At 30.5% G+C, this 15,811-nt stretch carries 15 protein-coding genes; 6 read left to right on the top strand and 9 right to left on the bottom strand.

From position 1 onward, the window contains the following. Positions 1-45: 45 nt before the first annotated feature. The 3 genes from APS56_RS07750 to APS56_RS07740 all read right to left on the bottom strand — a co-directional run bounded on the left by APS56_RS07750 (position 46) and on the right by APS56_RS07740 (position 2,565). On the bottom strand, positions 46-609 hold the full coding sequence (locus tag APS56_RS07750; RefSeq protein ID WP_054726889.1) for a carboxymuconolactone decarboxylase family protein: 564 nt from the start codon (positions 607-609) through the stop codon (positions 46-48). A 63-nt stretch (positions 610-672) separates the two neighbouring features. Continuing rightward, complete coding sequence (locus APS56_RS07745; protein WP_054726886.1) at positions 673-1,236, bottom strand: TetR/AcrR family transcriptional regulator; 564 nt, start codon at positions 1,234-1,236, stop codon at positions 673-675. 114 nt (positions 1,237-1,350) lie between these two features. Then, positions 1,351-2,565, bottom strand: coding sequence for an RsmB/NOP family class I SAM-dependent RNA methyltransferase (locus tag APS56_RS07740; protein WP_054726884.1), 1,215 nt, complete (start codon positions 2,563-2,565; stop codon positions 1,351-1,353). A gap of 329 nt (positions 2,566-2,894) precedes the next feature. Here APS56_RS07740 and APS56_RS07735 point away from each other — a divergent pair, with 329 nt between their 5' ends. From APS56_RS07735 to APS56_RS07725, 3 genes are all read left to right on the top strand, one after another. Then, positions 2,895-3,479, top strand: a complete 585-nt coding sequence (locus APS56_RS07735; RefSeq protein ID WP_054726881.1) for a YceI family protein — start codon at positions 2,895-2,897, stop codon at positions 3,477-3,479. Positions 3,480-3,519: 40 nt separating this feature from the next. Continuing rightward, positions 3,520-4,782 carry a hypothetical protein gene (locus APS56_RS07730; protein ID WP_054726879.1) on the top strand — a complete coding sequence of 421 codons (1,263 nt, stop codon included), beginning with the start codon at positions 3,520-3,522 and terminating at the stop codon, positions 4,780-4,782. A gap of 276 nt (positions 4,783-5,058) precedes the next feature. Beyond that, positions 5,059-5,649, top strand: coding sequence for a YceI family protein (locus APS56_RS07725; RefSeq protein ID WP_157757632.1), 591 nt, complete (start codon positions 5,059-5,061; stop codon positions 5,647-5,649). A gap of 19 nt (positions 5,650-5,668) precedes the next feature. Here APS56_RS07725 and APS56_RS07720 read toward each other — a convergent pair whose 3' ends face one another. The 4 genes from APS56_RS07720 to APS56_RS07705 form a co-directional block, all read right to left on the bottom strand. Continuing rightward, positions 5,669-6,505 (bottom strand): GIN domain-containing protein, encoded by an 837-nt coding sequence (locus tag APS56_RS07720; RefSeq protein WP_054726875.1) that lies wholly within the window; start codon positions 6,503-6,505, stop codon positions 5,669-5,671. 224 nt (positions 6,506-6,729) lie between these two features. After that, entirely contained in the window at positions 6,730-8,493 is a 1,764-nt protein-coding gene (locus tag APS56_RS07715) for a PspC domain-containing protein (protein WP_054726873.1), read from the bottom strand. Then, on the bottom strand, positions 8,486-8,830 hold the full coding sequence (locus APS56_RS07710) for a PadR family transcriptional regulator (RefSeq protein WP_054726871.1): 345 nt from the start codon (positions 8,828-8,830) through the stop codon (positions 8,486-8,488). Before APS56_RS07710 ends, APS56_RS07715 begins: the two co-directional genes overlap by 8 nt. A gap of 176 nt (positions 8,831-9,006) precedes the next feature. Next, positions 9,007-9,453 (bottom strand): DUF4870 domain-containing protein, encoded by a 447-nt coding sequence (locus APS56_RS07705; protein WP_054726869.1) that lies wholly within the window; start codon positions 9,451-9,453, stop codon positions 9,007-9,009. Between the two features lie 141 nt (positions 9,454-9,594). Between APS56_RS07705 and APS56_RS07700 the strand changes: the two genes are divergently transcribed. Next, positions 9,595-10,050, top strand: a complete 456-nt coding sequence (locus APS56_RS07700) for a DUF4442 domain-containing protein (protein WP_054726867.1) — start codon at positions 9,595-9,597, stop codon at positions 10,048-10,050. Between the two features lie 98 nt (positions 10,051-10,148). Continuing rightward, positions 10,149-10,949 (top strand): TIGR00266 family protein, encoded by an 801-nt coding sequence (locus APS56_RS07695; RefSeq protein WP_054726865.1) that lies wholly within the window; start codon positions 10,149-10,151, stop codon positions 10,947-10,949. Between the two features lie 101 nt (positions 10,950-11,050). Here APS56_RS07695 and APS56_RS07690 read toward each other — a convergent pair whose 3' ends face one another. Next, on the bottom strand, positions 11,051-14,086 hold the full coding sequence (locus tag APS56_RS07690) for a DUF8693 domain-containing protein (RefSeq protein ID WP_054726863.1): 3,036 nt from the start codon (positions 14,084-14,086) through the stop codon (positions 11,051-11,053). Positions 14,087-14,486: 400 nt separating this feature from the next. Between APS56_RS07690 and APS56_RS07685 the strand changes: the two genes are divergently transcribed. Continuing rightward, a complete protein-coding gene (locus APS56_RS07685; RefSeq protein WP_054726861.1) occupies positions 14,487-14,684 on the top strand; it encodes a hypothetical protein in 198 nt (65 codons plus the stop codon). 163 nt (positions 14,685-14,847) lie between these two features. On the opposite strand, the gene APS56_RS07680 is transcribed toward APS56_RS07685, so the two are convergent. Further along, a complete protein-coding gene (locus APS56_RS07680) occupies positions 14,848-15,786 on the bottom strand; it encodes a LysR substrate-binding domain-containing protein (protein ID WP_054726859.1) in 939 nt (312 codons plus the stop codon). Positions 15,787-15,811: the final 25 nt, after the last annotated feature.

The following is a 15,811-nucleotide window of genomic DNA, read 5'->3' as shown; positions in this document are numbered from 1 at the left end:
TTAAAACGAAAGGCTTACTGCTATTAATAGGTGGTTTTTAAAGAGTTAAGCTACCACATTTTCTTTGGTCCATTCAAATTTTTTAAATTCCGAATCAACAGGTGTATTTGCTATATGGTTTACGTAGTTACTTATTGTTTTTTGTGATAAGCCTAAAATAATTTCCAATACTTGAGCTTCAGCATAACCTGCAGTATAAAAAGCGTTTAAATCTGCCTCAGAAACATTTCCACGATTTCTAACAATGGATAAAGTCATGGTGCGTAAGGCTTCTAACTTAGAATCTTCTAAAGGTGTTTCGTTACGTAATGCCTCTGTAATTTTATCATCAACTTTCATCATTTTTGCAATTCCAGTGTGTGCAGGAACACAATAATGACAAGCGTGCTCTACATTGATAGTTTGCCAAACGACTGTTAATTCTTCTTCGTTAAAAGATGATTCAACAAATAAACTGTGTAAAGTTTGATAAGCCTCTAATATTTTAGGAGCACCAGCTAAAACACCATGTAAACCTGGAATTCTTCCAAAGGCTTTTTCAGAGTTTTCTAATAATGGTTTACTGCCTTCTGGTGCTGTTTCAATGTTGTGAACTTTTAATGTAGTCATAATTTTTTGTTATTAATGTTAATTTTTCTAAACGTTCGTTTAGTTATTTTGTAAAAAAAAGGGTTATATGTTTTTAAATGTCATTTCAATATAATCTTCTATTTCTTGTTTTGTGTTAACTCTTGCTGCGGCGGCTAAACCATGTTTTGCTAATAATAAATAATTAGCTTGTTTTATAATAGTTTCTTTGTCTTTTGAAAGATCCATTTGTAATTTTTCAATAATAATGGATTTTAAGTTATTCATAAAAGTACTCATCTGTTCCTGAACTAATTGATCTTCGTTTTCAGAGAACTCATTATAGGTGTTTGTTATAAAGCATCCTTTTATATTGTCGTTTTTATATTCAGAACTTACAGAATCATAAAAAAATTGTTTAATATCTTCTACGCCTTTTGTTCCTTTTTTAAATTTATCTAAAATGGCATGTACTTTAGTTTTGTATTGTTTTAAACTTTCAATGAACAGGCCGTGTTTGTTTCCGAAACTTGCATATATTGAAAATTTATTAATGCCCATCTCCTTTTCAAGCATTTGCATGGATGTTGCTTCATAACCATTTTTCCAAAAAAGGGTCATTGCTTTTTCAACAACTTCAGTTTCGTTATATTTTTTTTTTCTTGCCATTTTCTAATTATAAATCAAAACTAAACAATCGGTTAGTAACAGAGAATATTTTAACACGAATTTAATTTTTTGTGTATGTGCAGATGGTTAAATAAAAAATTCTTTATAATATATTTAGGATTGACGTTCCAACAATGCCATATAAAACCCATCAAATCCAGATTTATGAGCTAATATTTTTTTGTCTTTTATTAAAGTAAAGTTTTCCCCAGCTTCCGATTTTAAAAAAGTTGATACTTGATTTTGGTTTTCTGATGGTAATACAGAACAGGTTGCATAAACCATTTGACCGCCAACTTTAAGCATTTTAGAATATTGTTGTAAGATGTTCTGTTGAGTGATTTTAATTTTATCAACAAAATCGGGTTGTAATTTCCATTTCGCATCGGGATTTCTTCTTAACACACCTAATCCTGAACATGGTGCGTCAATCAAAACACGGTCTGCTTTATTATAAAGTTTTTTTATAACTTTGGTAGATTCGATAACACGGTTTTCAATATTATGAGCGCCGTTTCGTTTAGCGCGTCGTTTTAATTCGTTCAATTTATTTCCATAAATATCCATAGCAATAATTTGCCCTTTGTTTTCCATTAAAGAAGCAATATGCAAAGTTTTTCCACCAGCACCAGCGCAAGTATCTACCACACGCATGCCAGGTTGTACATTTAAAAACTCAGCAACTAATTGAGACGATGCGTCTTGAACTTCAAAATACCCATTTTTGAAGGCTTCGGTAGTAAATACATTGGCACGCTCTTTAAGTTTTAGAGCATTTGGATATTCCGCTAAAAATTCGGTTTCAATATCCAAATCAAATAATTCGGTTTGTAGCTTTTCTTTAGTTGTTTTTAGAGTATTGACTCTTAAAATAACATCAGCTTGCTCGTTTAAAGCACTAATTTCTAAACTCCAAGTAGCTTTACCTAATTCCTTTTCGCCTATTTCATCTATCCAATCAGGAATGGATTCTTTAAATTTTCTAATTTTTGAAAGTTCGTCAAATCGCCCTTTAATTTTTCGAGTTGGTGTTTTTTCAAAATAAGACCAATCGGGCAGTTTAATACCTTTTAAAGTGGCCCAAACGGCAAACATGCGCCATAGGTTTTCTCTATCAAACGGTTCTTTAACTTCTGCAATTTCAGCATATAATCGTTTCCACCGTACAATGTCATAAGTGGTTTCGGCAACAAAAGCACGGTCGCGGGCACCCCAACGTTTATCGCGTTTTAAAAGTTGCTGAATAACCTTATCGGCATAATTTCCTTCGTTAAAAATTAAGGTTAATCCATCAATAACCGCAAAGCATAAGTTTCTGTGTAATCGCATCTTGTGTAAATATGGATGCAAAGTTACATTTTAAATGCGTATTAGTTTAACCGTTTATAAGTTTATTGATTTTTATTTTCCGAACCATTTTAGATGCTCATTAAGTTTTAAGTTTCATTATTTTTAATGGATTTTTACTGAGTAAACGGGTGTGCTATATTTTATTTGAAATGTTTGGCTAGTATTATTGTTAAATTAACAGCTCATAATGAGTGTTTTGTGTATTAATTTCATGAATTATTTGACATTTTTTCATAATATGACATATATCATATATTTTATTTTCGTTTACTTGAATCTTTGCAGTGTAATATTAAAAGCAAATAATTATGTGGAAATTTAGAAAAATGAATATGACTATTTTGAGCTTATTAGTTCTATTTATTTTTACGTCAGGTAAAACTCAAGCTCAAGAATTTAATTTAAACAATCAAGAATCTTCATTAAAAGTTTTAGGAACATCAAATGTTCATGATTGGGAATTAGATGCCGAAAATTTAAGCGGAAAAATTTCTTTCAAGAATTTAAATGAATGCTTAATTGAGGCTATTAATGTGGTGGTAACTGCAGAAAGTTTAAAAAGTGGAAAATCTTCAATGGATAAAAATACTTTTAAAGCTTTAAAAACCGATGATCACAAAACAATCACATTTCAACTGGTAGAAGCTAAAAGTGTAACAAGTAAAGGAGCAGGGGTGTTTGCTGTAAAATCTTCAGGTGATTTGACAATAGCAGGTACTAAAAAGCGTATTTCTTTAGATTTTGATGTTAATACTAATGGAGGAAAAGCAATCTTGACTGGAGAAAAGAAAATTAATATGACTGATTTTAAAGTGGAGCCTCCCAAAGCAATGTTTGGAGCTATTACTACTGGAGAAGAATTGACAATTAAATTTTCAATCGTATTAAAATAATTAAAAAAAATACTTAAATAAACACTTAAATAAAACAATTATGAAATCAATTTTAAACAAAGCAATACTATCAGTAGTATTATTAACTGGAGTTAGTTTTTATGCTCAAAACAGAAACTTAGATAATTACAGGCAGCCAGATAAAAATGGTGTTAATGTTTTTGAATCGCCTAAAGATACGGTAACTACTTTTGATGGTGTGAAAGTAAGAATAGGCGGGTCATTTGCCTTACAATTTCAATCATTAGATCATGAAAATTCAGGAGCTGTAGTATTAGGAGATGTTGGGAGTAACTTTAACTTAGCTACTGCTAATTTAGATTTAGATGTAGCGCTTTATGATGGTGTAAATATGCATTTAAGAACATACTTATCTTCTAGACACCACCCAGAGCCATATGTAAAAGGAGGGTATTTTCAAATAGATAAATTAGATTTTATTAGTGAGGGCTTTTTAGGAGGTCTTATGAAAAATACGACTATTAAAATTGGACACATGGAGAATAACTATGGTGATGCGCATTTTAGAAGAACAGATAATGCACAAGCACTTTACAATCCATTTGTTGGAAATTTAATTATGGATTCATTTACTACAGAAGTAGGTGCTGAAGTGTATTATAATACAGATAGTGGATTTTTTGGAATGGTAGGATTTTCTAATGGAAAATTAAATCAAAATGTTATAGAAACTGATGGTACAACTGGTGGAGCAGCTCTTTTAGCCAAATTAGGTTATGATAAACAAATCGATACAGATTTAAGAGTTAGATTAACAGGGTCATTGTATAATACAGGATATTCATCAAGATTATATCTATATTCAGCAGATAGAGCAGGTTCTAGATATTATAGTATTATGGAAGTGCCAGGATCTTCAGGATTTAGATCAGGTCGTTTTGATCCAAGCTATGGAAATAAAATTACTGCAGTAATGATTAATCCATTTTTGAAATATGGTGGATTGGAAGTATTTGGAACTATTGAATTAACTTCAGGTAGAAGTTTAGTTGAAACAGACAGAAGAAATACTGAGCAGTTTGCAGGTGAGGCTATTTACAGATTTGGTCCTGAAGAAAAAGTATTCTTTGGAGCTCGTTATAACACAGTTAGTTCTGAGTTAGCTAGTGGTGATGATATTAGCATTAATAGATTTCAATTAGGTGCTGGTTGGTTTATGACTAAAAATGTTTTATTGAAAGCGGAATACGTAAATCAAAATTATAACGATTTTGCCGTAGGAGATCAATTTGAGGATGGTCAGTTTGATGGATTTATGCTTGAAGCTGTGATAAGTTTCTAAACAAATTTTAAATAAAAAATAATTAAACAAGCCTCAAAACGCTAATTAAATATTTGCAAAATATTAAATTGGTATGTATTTTGAGGTTTGTTTTTTATAGCATTGATTAGCTTATTAGGCACAGATCTAAAAACATAATAGCTTTGTTACTCCTGAATGGATCTATAATTAAAATTATTTGCATTGATTATTTCAGGTTATTTTTTTATTCTAAATAAAAATGTTATTATGTATTATTGTGGAAAATTACATTTAATAAAAATTGACAACAAGTTTATGAAAAAAATAATAATTTTTGTTTTTGTTATGGCATCGCTTGGGTTTATAAAAGATGATGTAAATATTGTGGAAACTTCTGTTTTAGTAACACCAAGTAGTAAGTTATCTGTTAAAGGGGTTACTAATATCAACACTTTTGAATGCAAATACAATGTTAACCAATTGAAAAAACCAATTCCGGTTATTTTTGAAAGAATAGGGGATAAAGTTGTTTTTAAAAAAACGGCTTTAGTTTTAGATAATTTTTATTTTGATTGTGGAGGTAAAGGAATTAATAGCGATTTTCAAAAGATTTTAAAAACGGATAAACATCCTAAAATATATTTATTTTTAAAAGAATTGAAAACCGACAACAAACATACATCTAAAGCACTTGTTCATGTAGATATTAAAATAGCGGGTCTTGTAAATAATTATGAAATTCCAGTATCACTAACAGGAGAAAACAATATGTTTATAACAGGTAAAGCTAATATTAGTTTGAAAGATTTTGAAATGCAAGCTCCTAAAAAATTATTTGGACTTATTGAAGTTGAAGATAATATAGAAATAGATTTTCAGTTGGAAGTAAAAGAATATCATTCATAAAAAGTTAAAAAAAAACAGTTTATTTGACTTTTTTCTGAAGTTTGGTGGTATCTGTAAATCTATTTATAGTTATTTTTGGATTGTTATATAAATAAATACTACTGGTTCCAGAAGCCTCAATCATAATACTTTCAGTGACGTCAATAGTTGCATCGCTAGAAATATCACAAATAACTTCGCAAGTTTTAACCGTAAAATCTTTCCCTATAAATTGCGAATAATTATTAGCTTTTATTATTAAGTTTTCACCATTTCCATTTAAGTTGGCATTGGCACGTTGACTTAAATTTAAATGCAATTCTGGCGAGTTAATAAGTCCATCCAATTTGCTGTTATCAACAAGTGTTATGTTTGTATGCTCACTAATTAAGTCTAACTTTACTTTGGAGCGCTCTTTACCTTCTAAAATTAATTGGTTAGTATTTATAGTTAAGTCGGCTTTTGATGAACCATAAGTGATTAACGTGGCGTTATTTAATTCCATAGTCGTTAATGACTTTATTTCACTATTCTCATTGGTTTCAATAGTGTGAAGCATATCATTGTATTTAACAATGATATTCAACTTTTTTTTTGATGTTATTCTTTTTGTTTTATTAAACGAAAGGATATCATTTCTTACTTCAAATTCAATAAATTCATGAAGATTTTCATCGGCTTCAATTTCTACAGACGGTATTTTGTTGTAAATTATTTCAATTTCAAAATCTTCATCTATGCTAACTGTATGAAAGGGATTTATTAATGTTTCTTGAATAATTACATTTCTATTGCCTTTAACTTTTTCAGGTTTTTGAGCATGTAACATGATACACAAAAGGGGTGTGAAAAATAATGCAAATGTGCTTTTAGCCATGTTTATGAGGGTTGTGTTTTAACAAATATAAGTAAAAACCATTTCAAAGATTTGATTAAAACTTGGAAATGGTTTGAGGTTACTAAGTTAATGTATAAATCTGTTATATAAACATAACATGTTAAAGGTGCATAAAAACAATAATAATATTTATTATAGTAGCTATAATTATTTTGATAATGGTTGTCATAACTGTTCGTTTTTATATTATAATGATAAATGAATTATTTGTTTTTTGATTTTATATTAAGGCTGTCTGAATTAACATTTACATCTTCAATGTTACCTGTTATACCTTTACTGCTAATTTCTATAGTAGAGCCATCAGCTTTAATTTTAATTCCTTCGGCATTGATTTTTATGCTATTATCTTCATCTTTAATATTGATATCTAATTTTAAATCTTTTTCATTGTCGCAGTCTAAGCATGTAATGTCATTTTCAAGAATTTTTAAATTGTGGTTAACGTCATTTGAAGAGACTAAATAATTATCATATTTACTATAATTGAAAAATGATTTTGTGTTTTTGTCAAAATTAACAACACTACCTTCTGGTAAGAATAAGGTTATTGTGATTCCCTGATTACTAAATTTGTTTTTAGGATTGGTGGTTAAATAAGAATCTAATAATAGTGTTTTGTTTCTAAGTTCGTAGTGATAATTTATCTTTTTAGCACGCTCTATTGCTTTGTCATAATCACCTCCTTGAGCACTTTTTGATATATTTATTTTTGCAATTGTATCGTGGGTTGATTTTACAAATAGTTTTATGTAGGATCGATAAATCATTTTGTCACCATTTTCATTATTTGCGATTTTAAAACTATTATTATAGTGGTGTTTTCCATAATAATCACTTCCATTCATTTTCACATAAATTGTATCAGTATTAGTGATTTTTAGTTCTGTTTTTTCAATTATTTTTTCAGTAAAAGCATGTTCGCTTGCTTGTTTAACGCCAATAATTATCAGGCCAATTATAGAAATAAGCCACAATCCTAATAATGTAAATTTAGCGATATTTCCGATAGATTTTAGATTGTTTATTAAAATTTTTAAACCTAAATAAAACAAGAAAAAAAATGGAATACCAATAGTAAAAAATAATAATAGGGATACAAGCCATATAGGGGTGTCTCCTGCGTTTACAATGTTTAGGTATTCCCAACCTGTAATATGAATATTGTTTAATATACCAACTGAAAACAGCGCAACAATTAATCCAATAAGTGTAGAAGCACCTGCAATCATAAGTATTATACCTATAAATTTTGCAAAAACCTTTAAGAAGAACATTATAATGCTTCCTAAATTATCAAAAAAGGATTTGGAAGTTGATTTAATTCGTTGTCCTTGTTTGGGGAGGTCTACATTTTTAACCGTATCTGAAACGGTTTTAGATACGGTGTCAAATCCGTCTTTTATTTTTTTTTCAATGTTGCTAATGTTAACCGGCTCTCCGGTCATCATTATTTTTTCGGCTGTTGTTTTAGCTTCGGGTAACAGAATCCACAACAAAATATAAAGTAGGATGCCTGTGCCAAAAACGCTAAATAGTATAATCCAAGCAAATCGAATCCAAATAGCATCAATACCTAAATAGTGACCTAAGCCAGACGATACACCTCCTATGTATCTGTTGTCAGGGTCCCTGAATAGTTTTTTTGAATGTGTTTTTTTTGCTTTGTAATTTTCTTTAGGCTCATCTTCAAAAATTTCATCATCAACAAGATAGTCTTCGGGTTGTCCCATAATGGCTATCACTTCATCTACTTCTTTATTTCCAATAACCTGCTTGTCGTGTTTTACCCGTTGGGAGAAAAGTTCGGCAATACGTGCTTCAATATCTGCTATAATTTCTGAACGCCCCTCAGAATCAGTAAAAGAACGTTTTATAGCATCCAAATAACGTTGTAGTTTTAAGTATGCATCTTCATCAATATGAAAAAAAATGCCTGCTAAATTTATGTTGACCGTTTTATTCATTGTTTTTCTTTTTTTGGCTTGTTACTATGTTTACTGCGTTTTGTAATTCAATCCAAGTATTAGTTAGTTCATCTAAGAATAATTTTCCTGTTTCTGTTAGGCCGTAATATTTTCTTGGTGGTCCAGAGGAGGATTCCTCCCAACGGTAATTAAGAAGCCCTGCATTTTTTAATCTTGTTAATAGTGGATAAATGGTTCCTTCTACCACAAGCAATTTAGCGCCTTTTAAAGTGTCTAAAATTTCTGCAACATATGCGTCATCGTCTTTTAATACAGATAATATGCAGTATTCTAAAACACCTTTTCGCATTTGTGCTTTTGTGTTTTCTATTTTCATTTGTTGCTTTAATTTTTTTTAGAAGTCATGCTTAGACTGTGATTAGCACAGAAATGTAATTTGCTTTAAACTTCATGTTGAACATTAACTTTTAGGAGTTTATTTTATGTTCTAATACATTTTAATTCTTTTAAACTGTTCATTTTTTGACTGATTTGATGATTATATTGATGAAATTATTTTAAAAAATTTATAGTAAATGGGTATTTATATAGTTGGCCATCTCGTGCTTTCAAACTGGCTATTATAATTAAAATGAATTCTAAAATGAATCCTAACAAGGCCAAAATGGCTAATCCGCCAGCCATGAGAAATAAAGAGTTCAGTTTGTGGACATTCATTTCAAAATTAACTACTTCATTGAAATTTAAAAAATTACTTATTGGAAACAGATTGTATAGAAAAAATGGTAGGGTTAACAGACCTATTATTAAAGTATAAAGTAAGATGCTTATTTGAAAATTAATGGCTTGTTTACCATGGTTGTTTATATACTCAGATTTGTCTTTGTTTGCAGCCCATAAAACAACCGGACCAATAAAATTTCCAAAAGGAATAATAAATTTACTGAATATTGATAAATGTATAAAAGTGGCAATATTTTTTTGATGGTTATTGGGCATGATTAAAACATATAATAGTTTCTTATGCAAATATATGTCTTAAAAAAGGTACTTTGTTACGCATAGTACTAATTTTTAACATAAAATTAACATTTAATAGAGTCGTTTTTTTTCAATACATTAGGTGAAAAAATAAGAAATATGGTTTTAAGTCCTGGTAAAATAAATACTTTTAATATGTTCAAATTACCGTCTGCTTATTTTAGTGGGGTACGTGTAAAATATATTGATGACCAAAAGTGTATCGTTGTTGTCAAACACAAATGGATTAATCAAAATCCATTTAAGTCCATGTTTTGGGCAGTACAAGGTATGGCTGCAGAATTAGCTACAGGAGCTTTAGTTTTGGGTAAGATAAAAGAAAGTGGTAAAAATATTTCTATGCTTGTTGCTAACAATAATGGTAATTTTACGAAAAAGGCAACGGGTAAAATTACGTTTACTTGTATTGATGGTAAATTGATTGAAGATGTTTTAAGTACTGCTATTAAAACAGGTGAAGGGCAAACTTTTTGGATGCAATCTATTGGAGTCAATGAAGCAGGAATTCAAGTTTCTAATTTTAATTTTGAGTGGAGTATAAAAGTAAAAACTTAATTAGTATATTCATGTTAAGCAAATTAATCTTGTTTTTTTTGTAACAAAACAAGCTAATTCTAAACCAATAAATAGATAAACTTTTAAAATATTAAAAAATGACTGCACACGAAATAGACTATAGAATTTATGGTGAAGAAATGCAATATGTTGAAATAGAGCTGGATCCACAAGAAGGTGTTGTTGCCGAAGCTGGTAGTTTTATGATGATGGATGATGGTATAAAAATGGAAACTATTTTTGGGGATGGCTCACAAAATGATTCGGGCTTTTTAGGAAAGATTTTAGGAGCTGGAAAGCGTATTCTTACTGGTGAGAGTTTGTTTATGACAGCATTTTATAACAATTTGAGTGGTAAACGTAATGTGAGCTTTGCATCTCCATATCCAGGTAAAATTATACCTATAGATTTAACCCGTTTTGCTGGGAAATTTATTTGTCAAAAAGATGCTTTTTTGTGTGCGGCAAAAGGTGTGAGTGTTGGTATTGAGTTTTCTAAAAAATTAGGTCGAGGACTTTTTGGAGGTGAAGGTTTTATAATGCAGAAATTAGAAGGAGATGGTATGGCATTTGTGCATGCAGGAGGTACTATGGCTACGAAAGAACTCAAAGCGGGAGAAACTTTAAGGGTAGATACTGGTTGTATTGTTGGTTTTGATCAATCTGTAGATTACGATATTGAATTTGTTGGAGGTATTAAAAACACCATTTTTGGAGGTGAAGGTTTGTTTTTTGCTAAGCTTCAAGGCCCTGGAACAGTTTATATACAATCCTTGCCATTTAGCAGGTTAGCTGGTAGGGTGTTAGCGTCTGCACCAAGAGCAGGAGGAAAAGATAAAGGTGAAGGTAGTATCTTAGGTGGTTTGGGAGATTTGTTGGATGGTGATAATAGGTTTTAAAAGTGTTATTTAGTTAAATGGTTAGGTTAATAGTAATTGCAATACGTTAATGTTTTTCTACTTCAGTTAAATAAATAGTTAATTAAAAAAAATAAAAGGCGTTAATATTTTACAAATTTGATACTTCTTAACAGAGTGCCGCTTTTTGTTTCAACTTTAAGAATGTAAACTCCATCATTTAATTGAGAAATATTAATAAAATTAGAACTTGGTGCTTTAATACGTTTCACTTCTTGTCCCAAAGTATTATAAAAACTTAAGTTTTTAATGTTTGATATAGGTTTATTGTAATATAATTTTAAGGTTTTTAAATTAGCGTTGTAGGATATAAAAGCATTATTATTAAATTCAATGGCTCCTAATGTGTTTTGTTTTTGAAATACAATAGAGAATTGATTTTGAGTACCTTTTGTATTTAAAAGCAGTTGTGCTACACTGTCTCTTAAGCTATAGTAAACATTCTGTTGGTTGTCTAATAAATAAATATTCAAATTATCGGGGATGTTTTCCATTTTGCTTATTGAAAATTCAAATAAACCTGGGCTACTTACCTCCATGACTAAAGGTAAAATGTCATTAATATTTATTTCAGGGAGGGCTTGGATGACTAACTTTTTTGATTCCAATGTCCAATACAAGAAATCTTTTAAATAATTTAATGGTTCAGTATCGTAGGCTCTATCATATTGAAGGGTGGTGTTTGTGTCATAGCCCAATCCTATGGTTTTTTTATAGCCTTTAGGGTCTATCACTGAAAACCATAATTTAGGTCTTGTGTCCTCGGAAGTAACTTGTTGGTTTTTAGTGTTGCTGTTTTTATAGAAAATGGTACTATTGTTAGAATTTTTGGCAAAGGCCCTCTGTCCATTGTTGAAGTTTAGTGTTGCGTCTGTATGTGCTGTAGATTCTACAAAAAAGCCTTGTCCAACACTAATAAATTGAGTAGGTTCGGGTTTGGTTATTCCAGCAGTGTTTTCTCCGCTTGTTAAGCCTGAAGTATCTATTGTTGCATGAGTACCCATCATTATATTGCGCGTAGCATATCCGCCTTCATAATTGGCTAAATAATGGCTGTTATTTCCAGCAAAAGATTCCCAAAAATAAATAGCATCAATCACTCCTATGTTTTCAGCTATAAATTTATCCGCATCTAAAGCAGATGGGTAAGGGTTGCCAATTAAAATTTGATTACCAGGTGCTATAATTGGTGTTGTATAATCACCATTATTTAGTTTGCCTCTAAAAATATATTCTTGATTAGTACCGCTTCCTGATCCTTTCATGGTGTAGCCTATGCCGGGTGCTATATTGGTGTTAATTCCAATTTGTTTCCAAGTATTATAGTCGTCTGGCCCATTAAATGTGTATAGCCATCTGCTACTTAGTGTAATAGGGGAAGTTGTGTGATCTGCAGCATAAGCACCGTATATGAAAGGTATTACTCCATTGGTGTCCTCTAAATTTACTATTTGCCACGTGTCATTAGAGGTGTTAACAGGCGAACTCCAATAGTTGTAACTGAATGAGTTGCCAGTGCCTTGTTGTTTAACTGTCGTGGTTCCTGTTCCAGTATTAAAATTAGAGCCTATGTGATTTTGTATAAGTTGCGCTTCAGTAAAAAGATTTATACTACCATTATTTTTAATGCCGTTTTCAACTTCTAATAAAATGCCTTCTGCTACATTTAATGTTGCTCCCGATTCAATTTCTATTTCTCTGACGTGTGCATTTTCGGTAAGGGTAGCGGGAGTTCCAGCTTTTATGACTAATTTTAAACAAGAATCGTAAGTATTGGGTGCATTTGTTCCCGATACAGAGCCATTAAAAAAATTAAAACCATCCCAAACAATTTTGTCTATGTAGCGAAGTGTGAAATAATCATTTGAATTAAATATAGCAGCAGTTATTGTTTGTGCTTTAGTTTCCGAAGCATTTATGTTTAAGTTATATACGCTTTCAGGAGATGTAAAGTTGTAATCGTTGTCTATTACTAATTGTAGATATGAGCAAGAGGTGTTTATACCTGATAGGTTCATACTACTAATATCAAAAGCTACTGTTACGGAGCCTAGGTTACCCAATGAGCTAATCTGCCACCTAGAATTCAACTGTTCTGAATAGTTGCTGGAATTAGAACTAAAATTATAGTTCTTAATTTTTGTTTCCTCTCCCCAAAATAAAAATTCGTTATTGGATAACGAAGATGGATGGCTAATGCGTACTATACCGCTTCCTTGTGAATCGGTATGTTGTGAGCCATCAGATGCTTGGCCTATTCCTGCCACATTATGATCAAAATCTCCATTGACAGGGTTGTCTTGTTGGTATATATCATCTGAATCTAAGTTTATATTGTATTTAGCAGATAAATAATTATTTACTATTATTTGTTCAGCGTTATTAAGTGTGTAATTATAGTGTATTAGTTCAGCGATATCAGCTCCAAAATAAGAAGAATTGTTGCCAGGTAAAACACCAATTGTTAAGTTGGAGGCACTGTTTATTATGGTGTTTGAATATTCATAATTTTCAGTAATCAATTTTCCTGCACTGTAAACTTTTGATCTTTGATGATTAAGTAAAGAACCATCAAAGCTCATTTCGAGTAGGTAATTTGTGGCATTTGAAAATCCTGTTGGTTGTGTATTAAATCTATTATTATTGGTGTTAATGTCTACATTGATGTAGTTGTTATTGTGGAAAAACCACGTGTAAGCATAATCAACATCGGTTGTGTGGGTTATTCTTTTGCCTAATATACCGCGTGGGTTACCGTTAAGGTTATTTGGTCTTAAAATAGTAAATAGTGTCATGCCAATTGTACCATCTAATATGTTTGCATCGTTTATTTCTAATTGATCATTATAACCATCCATACGAATGCAAGGCATGTTATTTAAGCTACTTGTTGCTAAGTATATTGGTTGTTCGTCTGTTATAGCAAATGCGTGATTATTGTTTCCTGAAGCATCAAACCAAGTATCTACAAAGTCGTTATTAGTTAAGGGTAAATTATCAGCAGTTAACCACAGACCGTTTGAGGTGTTATTGCCGACTCCTCCAGGGCCAGTTTGTGAATAAATGATATTAAAAAGTAGTAATACAGAAAGAGTCAATAAATACTGGTTAGACTTCATGTTTTTAGAGAGAGATTGGAAGCGTTAATAGCAATTAATATGAATACCAAATATATTAATATTGTTGTTGTGTAATCGTGAATAAATGTATTTAATCGATGAAAATAGTATTTAATCAGTTAAAATGCGTTTTTTGACGACAAAAGAGGTTAAATGTTTTGCTGTTTAAATTTATAAATTGTTAATTCGTCAAAATTATAATTTCAGTAAGTGGATAATTATTGGTTTTTAATCAAAAAAACAGTTTAATGAGGTTAAAAATTTTCAATATTTAATTAATTGTTAAAATAAGTTTTCACATTACTTTATTATAAATTTTTAATTACTTTTAAAAACCAAAATTGAATTTTATTGAAGAAAACTACTTTGAAATTTTACAAACCAAATCCCTACATTAATCATGGCTAGAGCAATGCTTGAGTATACCAAAACAGTTCTTAATAAAGTAAGTTTTGATGCAACACTGTTCTGCAGAGAAGTGCAAAAAGCCTTGGAGCGTTTATTGCCTTATGAGATAGAAGAATTGAAAATATTTATTCATTCTCTTGTTCAGCAGAACCCTGAATTAAATCAGTGTTTAATTTATCTTAAACCATAAATGTTAAAAAAAAGCGACAATATTGTCGCTTTTTTTATATCGCTAATTTGTAATGGGCACGCTTATGGTTTTCAAATTTAAAGAGTGTTTTTTATTAATTAGTTCTTGAATTTTAGTAAGTGAAAGAAGTTTGTTTTATATTAAATATGATAAATGCCATATGTCATTTAACTATAGGGCTGATAATTTTTACATTCTGAAAAGTAATAGCTCCACGTATAATACCTGAAATAACATCTTGTAAGGCTTCAATAATTTGCATTTTTAATTCACTTTTATGGTAAATAAGGCTTACTTCTCGCGCTGGGGAAGGATCATTAAAGAAATGTAGGTTTTCTTTTTCCTTTTCGTTAATATCTAATGTATGTAGATAAGGTAGAAGAGTCATGCCTAAACCTTCGTTAGAAAGTTTAATAAGAGTTTCAATACTGCCACTTTCTAATTGAAATTTATCTTCTGAATTGCTTTTAAAGGCTTTACATAGATTAATTACACCATCGCGAAAACAGTGACCATCTTCTAGAAGTAACATGTCATTAATGTCTAATTCTGAAATTTCAATTTTTTTATTACCGTGTAATCTGTGGTTTTTCGGAATGTAGCTAACAAAGGGTTCAAAATATAAAACACGTTCTTTTATGTTTTCGTTTTCAAGTGGAGTTGCAGCAATGGCCGCATCTAAATGTCCGTCATTAATTCTGGTTATAATTTCCTCTGTTGTCAGTTCTTCTATTTTGAGTTTTACTTTGGGGTGCTTTTTAATAAAAGATTTTAAAAACATGGGAAGTAATGTAGGCATAACCGTTGGTATAATTCCTAATTTAAATTCACCGCCAATAAAGCCCTTTTGTTGGTCTACGATATCTTGAATTCTATACGATTCGTTAACAATATTTCGGGCTTGATTAACAATTTTTCTGCCAACATCTGTTAGTTCAATAGGTTTCTTGCTCCGATCAAATATCTGTACTTCAAGTTGCTCTTCAAGTTTCTGGATTTGCATGCTTAGAGTGGGTTGTGTAACAAAACATTTTTCAGCAGCTTTTGTGAAATTTTGGTTTTCTGCAACCGCTAAAACATAGTATAATTGTGTAATAGTCATAGTATCAATTTAGACTATAAAAATA

It is taken from the genome of Pseudalgibacter alginicilyticus (assembly GCF_001310225.1).
In the GTDB taxonomy this organism is placed as follows: domain Bacteria; phylum Bacteroidota; class Bacteroidia; order Flavobacteriales; family Flavobacteriaceae; genus Pseudalgibacter; species Pseudalgibacter alginicilyticus.
The sequence above is the reverse complement of the archived record's forward strand: the minus strand, read 5'-3'. Positions and strand labels throughout refer to the sequence as shown.

What these genes read in the sequence shown, in the direction of transcription:
- APS56_RS07725 (WP_157757632.1), top strand. Translation starts at nt 5,059, where the DNA reads ATGAAAAAAATAATAATTTTTGTTTTTGTTATGGCATCGCTTGGGTTT.
- APS56_RS07735 (WP_054726881.1), top strand. Translation starts at nt 2,895, where the DNA reads ATGTGGAAATTTAGAAAAATGAATATGACTATTTTGAGCTTATTAGTT.
- APS56_RS07680 (WP_054726859.1), bottom strand. Translation starts at nt 15,786, where the DNA reads ATGACTATTACACAATTATACTATGTTTTAGCGGTTGCAGAAAACCAA.
- APS56_RS07715 (WP_054726873.1), bottom strand. Translation starts at nt 8,493, where the DNA reads ATGAATAAAACGGTCAACATAAATTTAGCAGGCATTTTTTTTCATATT.
- APS56_RS07730 (WP_054726879.1), top strand. Translation starts at nt 3,520, where the DNA reads ATGAAATCAATTTTAAACAAAGCAATACTATCAGTAGTATTATTAACT.
- APS56_RS07690 (WP_054726863.1), bottom strand. Translation starts at nt 14,086, where the DNA reads ATGAAGTCTAACCAGTATTTATTGACTCTTTCTGTATTACTACTTTTT.
- APS56_RS07720 (WP_054726875.1), bottom strand. Translation starts at nt 6,505, where the DNA reads ATGGCTAAAAGCACATTTGCATTATTTTTCACACCCCTTTTGTGTATC.
- APS56_RS07740 (WP_054726884.1), bottom strand. Translation starts at nt 2,565, where the DNA reads ATGCGATTACACAGAAACTTATGCTTTGCGGTTATTGATGGATTAACC.
- APS56_RS07695 (WP_054726865.1), top strand. Translation starts at nt 10,149, where the DNA reads ATGACTGCACACGAAATAGACTATAGAATTTATGGTGAAGAAATGCAA.
- APS56_RS07750 (WP_054726889.1), bottom strand. Translation starts at nt 609, where the DNA reads ATGACTACATTAAAAGTTCACAACATTGAAACAGCACCAGAAGGCAGT.
- APS56_RS07710 (WP_054726871.1), bottom strand. Translation starts at nt 8,830, where the DNA reads ATGAAAATAGAAAACACAAAAGCACAAATGCGAAAAGGTGTTTTAGAA.
- APS56_RS07685 (WP_054726861.1), top strand. Translation starts at nt 14,487, where the DNA reads ATGGCTAGAGCAATGCTTGAGTATACCAAAACAGTTCTTAATAAAGTA.
- APS56_RS07705 (WP_054726869.1), bottom strand. Translation starts at nt 9,453, where the DNA reads ATGCCCAATAACCATCAAAAAAATATTGCCACTTTTATACATTTATCA.
- APS56_RS07700 (WP_054726867.1), top strand. Translation starts at nt 9,595, where the DNA reads ATGGTTTTAAGTCCTGGTAAAATAAATACTTTTAATATGTTCAAATTA.
- APS56_RS07745 (WP_054726886.1), bottom strand. Translation starts at nt 1,236, where the DNA reads ATGGCAAGAAAAAAAAAATATAACGAAACTGAAGTTGTTGAAAAAGCA.